This is a genomic window from Deltaproteobacteria bacterium (assembly GCA_016234845.1).
GTDB lineage: Bacteria > Desulfobacterota > Deferrimicrobia > Deferrimicrobiales > Deferrimicrobiaceae > JACRNP01.
The window spans coordinates 1-8275 of the sequence record JACRNP010000086.1; the positions used below are offsets into that span (position 1 = coordinate 1).

11 protein-coding genes are annotated in these 8275 nt (G+C 67.8%); 10 read left to right on the top strand and 1 reads right to left on the bottom strand.

All coding sequences use genetic code 11. From position 1 onward, the window contains the following. From HZB86_06485 to HZB86_06525, 9 genes are all read left to right on the top strand, one after another. Positions 1-1387: 3-methylcrotonyl-CoA carboxylase (locus HZB86_06485; protein MBI5905184.1), on the top strand; the 1387-nt coding region annotated here is incomplete at its 5' end. Next, positions 1384-2742 carry a DUF1446 domain-containing protein gene (locus tag HZB86_06490; GenBank protein MBI5905185.1) on the top strand — a complete coding sequence of 453 codons (1359 nt, stop codon included), beginning with the start codon at positions 1384-1386 and terminating at the stop codon, positions 2740-2742. The genes HZB86_06485 and HZB86_06490, both read left to right, overlap by 4 nt. Beyond that, a complete protein-coding gene (locus HZB86_06495) occupies positions 2742-3062 on the top strand; it encodes a hypothetical protein (protein MBI5905186.1) in 321 nt (106 codons plus the stop codon). The genes HZB86_06490 and HZB86_06495 overlap by 1 nt, the downstream gene beginning before the upstream one ends. 5 nt (positions 3063-3067) lie before the next feature. Next, positions 3068-3850: an enoyl-CoA hydratase/isomerase family protein gene (locus tag HZB86_06500; protein MBI5905187.1), complete on the top strand. Its 783-nt coding sequence runs from the start codon at positions 3068-3070 to the stop codon at positions 3848-3850. A 12-nt stretch (positions 3851-3862) separates the two neighbouring features. Next, the gene (locus tag HZB86_06505; protein ID MBI5905188.1) at positions 3863-4852 is read left to right on the top strand and encodes a phosphotransacetylase; all 990 of its coding nucleotides are present in this window, start codon (positions 3863-3865) and stop codon (positions 4850-4852) included. A 159-nt stretch (positions 4853-5011) separates the two neighbouring features. Next, entirely contained in the window at positions 5012-5233 is a 222-nt protein-coding gene (gene infA / locus HZB86_06510) for a translation initiation factor IF-1 (protein MBI5905189.1), read from the top strand. 196 nt (positions 5234-5429) lie between these two features. After that, on the top strand, positions 5430-5717 hold the full coding sequence (locus tag HZB86_06515) for a hypothetical protein (protein MBI5905190.1): 288 nt from the start codon (positions 5430-5432) through the stop codon (positions 5715-5717). Between the two features lie 154 nt (positions 5718-5871). After that, positions 5872-6087, top strand: coding sequence for a type II toxin-antitoxin system HicB family antitoxin (locus HZB86_06520; GenBank protein ID MBI5905191.1), 216 nt, complete (start codon positions 5872-5874; stop codon positions 6085-6087). Positions 6088-6223: 136 nt separating this feature from the next. Continuing rightward, on the top strand, positions 6224-6571 hold the full coding sequence (locus HZB86_06525) for a DUF1820 family protein (GenBank protein ID MBI5905192.1): 348 nt from the start codon (positions 6224-6226) through the stop codon (positions 6569-6571). A gap of 21 nt (positions 6572-6592) precedes the next feature. Here the strand turns inward: HZB86_06525 and HZB86_06530 are convergent, their stop codons facing one another. Further along, positions 6593-7825, bottom strand: coding sequence for an LL-diaminopimelate aminotransferase (locus HZB86_06530; GenBank protein MBI5905193.1), 1233 nt, complete (start codon positions 7823-7825; stop codon positions 6593-6595). A 234-nt stretch (positions 7826-8059) separates the two neighbouring features. Between HZB86_06530 and HZB86_06535 the strand changes: the two genes are divergently transcribed. Continuing rightward, positions 8060-8275 (top strand): hypothetical protein (locus tag HZB86_06535; GenBank protein ID MBI5905194.1); only part of this gene is annotated, 216 nt, incomplete at its 3' end.

The window sequence follows — 8275 nt, forward strand, 5'->3', positions numbered from 1 at the left end:
CGCCGACGCGAAGGGGAACGCGGTGTACCTCTTCGAGCGCGACTGCTCCATCCAGCGCCGCCACCAGAAGGTGATCGAGGAGGCGCCGGCGCCGGGGGTCAAGCCCGGGCTGCGGGTGAAGATGGGCGCGGCGGCGGTGTCCGCGGCGCGCGCGATCGGATACGTGGGCGCCGGCACGGTCGAATTCCTGCTCGACGAGGACGGGGCGTTCTACTTCATGGAGATGAACACCCGCCTGCAGGTGGAGCACCCGGTGACGGAGATGATCACGGGGCAGGACCTGGTCGAGTGGCAGCTCCGCGTGGCCTCCGGCGAGCCGCTCCCGCGGACGCAGAAGGAGCTCGCCGTCGGGGGGCACGCCATCGAGGCCCGGATCTACGCGGAAGACCCGTCGCGCGACTTCCTCCCCTCGACCGGGCGGCTCGCGCATCTTCGCCCTCCGGCCGGGACCGCCAACGTCCGGATCGACACCGGCGTGCGGCAGGGGGACGAGGTCGCCATCCATTACGACCCGATGATCGCCAAGCTGATCGCGTGGGATGCCGACCGGCCGGGCGCGCTGCGGCGGCTGCGGCAGGCGCTCTCGGAATACCAGGTCGTGGGGGTGACCACCAACATCGGGTTCCTGGAGAGGGTCGCCGCCCACCCGGCGTTCGCGGACGCGGATCTCGACACCGCCTTCATCGAGCGGCACCGGGCGGGGCTGTTTCCCGACACGCTCCCCGCGTCCGACCGCACGCTCGCTCTCGCGGCGCTCGACGTGCTGCTTCGCCGGGCCGAGGAGGCCGCCGCGGCGGCCGGGGAATCGAACGATCCGTTCTCCCCGTGGCACGGGACGAGCGGTTGGCGGCTCAACTTCGACAACCACCACTACCTCCACTTCGTCGACGGGGAGCGGACGGTGACCGTCACGGTCCACTACCGCCCCGAAGGGTACCTGCTCGACCTCCCCGGGGGGGCGCTCGAGGCGCGCGGCAAGCTCGACGCCGCGGGCGACCTTCTGGCCGACCTCGGGGGGACCCGGGAAAAGGCCACGGTGGTGCGGAACGGGAGCGTCCTGACCGTGATGGCGCAGGGGGGGAGCCACACCCTTGCGCTCCACGACCCGTACGCCCTGACGGGCGAGGAGGCGGCCGAGGGGGGCAGCCTGGTCGCCCCCATGCCGGGGAAGGTGGTCGCGGTCCTCGTCTCCCCGGGGGACACGGTGAAGCGGGGCGCGGCGCTGGTGATCCTGGAAGCGATGAAGATGGAGTACACCGTGGCGGCCCCGAGGGACGGGGTGGTCGCCCGGATCGATTTCCCGGTCGGCGGCCTGGTGAAGGAGGGGGAGGAGCTGCTCTCCCTGGCGACCGAGGAACCGCAGGCGACATCTCCGGAGGAGCGATGAAGAAGATCCGCATCGGAACGGGGCAAGGATACTGGGGAGACCGGCTGGACGCGCCGCTGGCGCTGGTTTCCAGCGGGAACGTACAGTACATCTGCTTCGACTACCTGGCCGAGCTCACCATGTCGATCATGCAGAAGCAGAAGCAGCGGGACCCCGCACGCGGGTACGCCCACGACTTCGTCGGCCTGTGCAGGCAGATCCTGCCGCAGGTCAAGGCCCAGGGGATAAAGCTGATCGCGAGCGCCGGCGGGGTGAATCCCAAGGCGTGTGCCGAGGCGATCGCCCAGGTCGCGCGGAGCCAGGGGATAAAGCTCAAGATCGCGACGGTCTCGGGGGACGACATCCTGGACCGGATCGACTCGCTGGCCTCGCAGGGGTACGCGCTGAGGAACATGGACGACGGCTCCGGCATCTCCGCGATCCGCGACCGCGTGACCAGCGCGAACGTCTACCTCGGGGTGGCGCCGGTCGTCGAGGCGCTGCGCGGAGGGGCGGAAATCATCGTCACCGGCCGCAACACCGACACCTCCCTGTTCCTCGCCCCCATGATCCACGAGCTCGGGTGGCGGATGGACGAGCTCGACAAGCTGGCGTGCGGGATCTGCATCGGACACGTCATCGAGTGCGGGGCGCAGGTGACCGGCGGCAACTACACCGGCGGCTGGGACCGGGTCCCCGACCTCGCCCGCGTCGGGTGGCCGATCGCCGAGGTGTACGAGGACGGCTCCGCCGTCATCACCAAGCCGGACGGAACCGGCGGGCTGGTGGAGGCGGGCACGGTGAAGGAGGAATTGCTCTACGAGATCGGCGACCCGCGCAGCTACATCACCCCGGACGTCGTCGCGGATTTCAGCGAGGTCCGCGTCGAGGACGTCGGCCAAAACCGCGTGAAGCTGTGGGGGGCGAAGGGGAGGCCCGCGCCGGACACCCTGAAGGTCTCGATCAGCTACAGCAACGGGTACCGCGCCTACGCGGACCTCGCGTTCTCGTGGCCGCAGGCGCTCGACAAGGCGAAGCTCGCGGCGAAGGTCCTTACGGAGAGGTTCCGGATCATCGGTCTTCGCCCCGAGGAGACGATGTTCGACTACATCGGGTACAACTCGATGCACGGCCCGCTGTCGGAGATCCCCGGGAACGATCCGCAGGAGGTTCGCCTCCGGGTGGCGATCCGCACGAAGACCGCGGAGGAGGCGAAGAAGCTGGGGCCGGAGGTTCCCTGCCTCGTCACCTGCGGCCCCCCGCAGGGCGGCGGATATTCGGCGCGGTCGACCCCGCAGGAGATCCTCGAATACTGGCCGGCGCTCATCCCGGCGGCGGCCATCGAGCCGGAAGTCCGTTTCGTGGAGGTGAACTGATGCGCCGCGTTCCGCTGGTAGAGATCGCCCACGCGCGTTCCGGGGACAAGGGGGACGGGTGCAACATCGGCCTCATCGCCCGCCGGCCCGAACATTACCCGATCCTGGTCGCGCAGGTGACCGAAGCGCGGGTCCGGGAGCACTTCAAGGGGTGGGTCCAGGGGCCCGTCCGCCGCTACGAGATGCCGAACATCCAGGCTCTGAACTTCGTCCTGGAGAAGGCGCTGGGGGGCGGGGCGACCGCCTCGCTTCGGGCCGACAACCAGGGGAAGACCATGGGCGGAGCGCTGCTGCGGATGCTCGTGGAGATCCCGGAGTAGGCCGGATGCCCCGCAAGGAGATCCTCGTCGAGTCGTCGGGGGGGGTCTGCACGATCACGCTCAACCGGCCGGAGAGCATGAACTCCCTGAGTCTGCCGGTCCTCGAGGCGCTGGCGTCCACCGTGCGGGAGCTGTCCACCGACCGCTCCACGCGGGTGGTGGTCGTGACCGGCGCCGGGGAGAAGGCGTTCTGCTCCGGGGCGGACCTCAAGGAGCGCGAGACGCTTTCGCCCGACCAGGTCCGCCGCTTCATCACGACGATCCGGAACACCTTCACCGCCATCGAGGGGCTTCCGCAGCCGGTGATCGCCGCCGTGAACGGGCTGGCGCTGGGGGGCGGGACCGAACTCCTGCTGGCGTGCGACTTGAGGGTCGCATCCGAAACGGCGACGTTCGGGCTCACGGAAGTGCGGCTGGCGATCATCCCGGGAGCGGGCGGAACCCAGCGGCTGCCCCGCCTGATCGGGAAGGGGCGCGCCAAGGAACTGATCCTCACCGGCCGCCGGATCGGGGCCGGGGAAGCGCTCTCCATCGGGCTGGTGAACCGGGTCGTCCCGGCCAAGGAGCTTCCGGCATCCACGATGGAGCTGGCGGGGCAGATGCTCGAGGCCGGGCCCATCGCCCTGCGGCAGGCGAAGCGGACGATCAACGAAGGGTGCGAGACCGATCTGGCCAGCGCTCTCGCGCTGGAGACGGCTGCGTACGAAGCGGTCATCCCGACGAAGGACCGGATGGAAGGGCTCGCCGCCTTCCGCGAGAAGCGGAAGCCCGTGTACAGGGGGGAGTGAGTGGGGGACTTCCTGGCCGGGCTGCGCGCCCGGGCCGCGGGCAGGAAGAAGACCATCGTCCTTCCCGAGGGGGAGGAGCCCCGCGTGGTCGCCGCCGCCCGGCTGGCGGCCGATTCCGGGGTGGCGACCCCGGTCCTGCTCGGACGCTCCATTCGGATCGCGGAGGCGGCCGTCGATGCGGGGGTGACCCTGGCGGGGATCCGGTCGGAAGATCCGGCGGACTCCCCATCGGCCGGGGAGTTCGCGGCCGCGTATCTCGAATTGCGCGGCGGGAAGGACGTCCGGTCGACGGAGGAGGCGCGGCGGGTTTCGTCGAGGCCGCTCGAACATGCCGCCCTGATGGTGCGCCACGGGATGGCGGACGGAACCGTCGGAGGCGCGGTCCACGCCACGTCCGACGTTCTCCGCGCGGCGATCCGGATCATCGGCCTCGAGGAAGGCGTCCGCCTCGTCTCGAGCTGCTTCTTCATGGTCCACCCCGACCCTCGCTGGGGGGAGGACGGCGTACTGGTATACTCCGACGCCGGCGTAAATCCCAACCCCGACGCCGAACAGCTGGCCGACATCGCGATCCTCGCGGCCCGCTTCTGGAGCCGCTTCCTGCGCCAGCCGCCGAGAGTCGCGCTCCTCTCCTTCTCCACGAAGGGGAGCGGCGGGGACCACCCGGACGTGGTCAAGGTCCGGCGCGCGGGGGAGATCGCCAGGGCGCGGGCGCCGGAGTTGGCGATCGAGGACGAACTCCAGGCGGACGCCGCGCTGATCGCCGCGATCGGGGATCGGAAGGCCCCCGGCAGCAGCGTGGCCGGACGGGCCAACGTCCTGGTCTTCCCCGACCTGGACTCCGGGAACATCGCCTACAAGCTGACGGAGCGGCTGGCGGGCGCCCAGGCGATCGGGCCGCTGCTGGTGGGGCTGGCGAAGCCCGCCCACGACCTGTCCCGCGGGTGCGCGCCGATGGACATCGTAAACGCCATGGCAGTTGCGGCCATCCAGGCCGAATAACTACCCGATCTCTTCGTAATTTATCGCCTAATCACATAATAAAACGACAGGCCGGACGTTTTTCCCATCCGGGAATATCCAGTACTGAAGTCCGTTTGCGGCACGATCCCTCCCAACTGTGATAAGTTGTTCGCATACATGAAAGGCGGAGCGTGGCTGATGGCGAAGGATGATCTGGCGAATCTTGAAGGAACCGTGACCGAAGCCCGCGGCGGCGGTCATTTCGTCGTGAAACTCGAGAACGGTCAGACCCTGGCCGCGAAGCTCGGCGGGGGAATGCGGCGGTTCCGGATCCGCGTGATCGTGGGCGACCGGGTCACCATCGGGGTATCGCCGTACGACCCCTCGCACGGGCTAATCCTTTATCGCCATAAAAGTTGACGGAACGGGTATAGTAAGGAACGATTTTCGATTGCGTCCCGCCCCGTTTTATGCGATCAATGTTTAAAACGGGGAAAGGGAATCCGCGCCTCCGATCGTCACCCCCCCGGAATCCGCTCGGGCACCGGAGACCATGATCCGCGCCACGATTCGCCTTCGGTCCATCCGGGTCGTAGTCGTCGTGTTGGTTTGCCTCATGGCGTCGCCGTTGGCGGGAGCCGACGACTACTCGTTCTTCCATGAAGGGCCCGCGGACACCTTGCGGGCCGCCTCCCGGATTACTCCGAGTCTGAACAAAGAGATCACCGAAGAATCCGACGAAACGAACCATGTGTGCGCCTGCGTCGTCTGCACGGTGGCGCTCGGGGAGTCGTTCTCTCCCGTGGTCACCTCTCCCCAGGCGGGGGAGTTGCTCGCGGACGCCATCGTTCGCGCGCGGTACGCGTCCCACCTTCCCGACATCTATCGACCACCGATCGCCTGATCCCGACAACGGTTCCCTTAACCGGCTGCAGGTAACCAACACCGCCTTCCCGGCGGATTGCGTTCCGCCGGACACTGGACGCCCCGGATATTCCGTACAGCGGAATCATCGGGGAGGGGGCAAGGCTGGGAACAAAAGGGAGGTGTCTGAAAAGATGAAAACGTACACGTACACCGTGCTGCTGGGGCCGAAGGAAAACGGGGGGTATCGCGCGCAGTGCCCCGCCCTGCCGGGTTGCCGCGCTTACGGGGACACCCGCAAGGAGGCGATCCAGAACATCAAGATCTCCATCAGCCACAAGCTGGACACGCTGATCGCGGACGGGAGCCCGATCCCGAGGGACGGCGACCGGGCCCACCAGTCGGCGTAGTCCCGTGCGGACGGCCCGGGGGAGCGGCGCATCGAGCGACGCATCGGAGGTTTAGCACCGCGCATCTCTCCCGGGTCGCATCCACCCGATCGAACCTGATATACTCGGGTGGTATGAACCGGATCGTCCATTCGCCGTGGTGAAGCCGAAACCCGTCTACCGGGTGCTCTTCCAGAACCAGGGGAGCCTGTACGAACTCCACGCCCGAAAGGTGGGCCAGGGGGCGCTGTTCGCCTTCGTGGAGGTGGAGGACATCCTCTTCGGCAACCGGGGGGGCGTGCTGGTGGACCCTTCCGAGGAACGGCTCAAATCCGAATTCGCGGGCGTCAAGCGCACCTACATCCCGCTGCAGGCCGTGGTGCGGATCGACGAGGTCGAGAAAGAGGGGGCGAACAAGATCGTGGCGCTGTCCGCGGCGCCGGGAAACGTCACGCCGTTTCCGATCCCGCAGGGCCCCGCGGGGAGCAAGCCCGGCCGCGGCTGACCGCCGGACCGGCCGCGACCGCTATTTCAGGTTCTTCCGGATCCGCCCGACCGCCTCCGTCACGTTATCCCGGCTGCCGAAGGCCGACAGGCGGAAGAACCCCTCCCCCGAAGGCCCGAATCCGCTCCCCGGCGTCCCCACGACGTTGCACTCGGTGAGCAGTTTATCGAAGAAGTCCCATGAAGAGATTCCGCCCGGGGTCTTGAGCCAGATGTACGGAGCGTTGACGCCGCCGTAGACCGTGAGCCCCGCGCTTTTCAACCCCTCCCGGATGATCCCGGCGTTCGCCATGTAGTAATCGATCATCTCCCGCGTCTGCCGCCACCCCTCCCCGGTGTACACCGCCGCCGCCGCCCTCTGCACCGGGTAGGACACGCCGTTGAACTTGGTGGTCTGCCGGCGGCTCCACAGCCGATTGAGCGGCACCGCCTCCCCGGACGGCGTCTTCGCGACGACGTCTTCGGGGACGACGGTCAAGGCGCACCGGACGCCGGTGAACCCCGCGGTCTTGGAGAAGCTCCGGAACTCGACAGCGCACTTGCGCGCGCCTTCGATCTCGTAGATGGAGTGCGGGTACCCGGGCTCCGTGATGAACGCCTCGTACGCCGCGTCGAAGAAGATCACCGCGTCGTTGGCCAGCGCGTAGTCGACCCACCCTTTCAGCTGTTCCCTCGTGGCCACCGCGCCGGTGGGATTGTTCGGGAAGCAGAGGTAGATGATGTCCACCCGCTCCTTCGGGAGGGCGGGGAAGAATCCGTTCCCCTCGGTGCACGGCATGTAGACGATCCCGGCGTAGTAGCCGCGCTCGTCCGCCGGCCCCGAGCGGCCGATCATCACGTTGGTGTCGTTGTAGACCGGGTACACCGGGTCGCCGATCGCCACCTTGTTGTCCAGCGCGAAGATGTCGAGGATGTTCGCCGTGTCGCACTTGGATCCGTCGGAGATGAAGATCTCGGTCGGCTGGAGCGTCACGCCCAGCGGCGCGTACGATTTTTCGATCAGGGTCTCGATGAGGAAATCGTACCCCTGCTCGGGGCCGTACCCCATGAACGTCTTCCCGTCGCCGAGCTCCGAAACCGCGGCGTGGAACGCTTCGATCACCGCGGGCGGAAGGGGAAGCGTCACGTCGCCGATCCCGAGGCGGATGACCTTCGCCTTGGGGTTCGCCCCCGCGAACGCCCGCACCCGGCGGCCGATCTCGGGGAACAGGTATCCGGCCTTGAGCTTCAGGTAATGTTCGTTGATCCGTGCCATGCGAGGCAACCCTCCGTCGCTTATTGGGGAGCGCCCAAAAAAGATACCACACCGGCCTCGTCCGGCGCACGGGTGGCGCGGCTCCTCGATTTTCTGTCAAGTGGCCGTGATTTTTCGGATAATAGTCCCATGTCCAGCTGGAGAAGGCGGAACAGGATCATTCGATCGTCGATCGTTTCCGAATGGGCGGCGTCGCGGCGCTTCCGGACCTGCGCGCTCATTGTCGGAGTTGGCGTGGCCGTGGCGGGATGCGCCCTGGCCCCGAAGGCGAAACCTCCGGAGATCCCGGCAGCGGCCCGGGACGACCGTTCGGTGCCGGCGTTGATGAACAGCGGGAACAGGAACTTCTCCCTCGGACGATACGGGGAGGCTGTCTCCGACTTCACGAAGGCCATCGGGAAGGGGGGCGGCTCCGAAGCGCACAACAACCGGGGAAGAGCGTATTTCGAG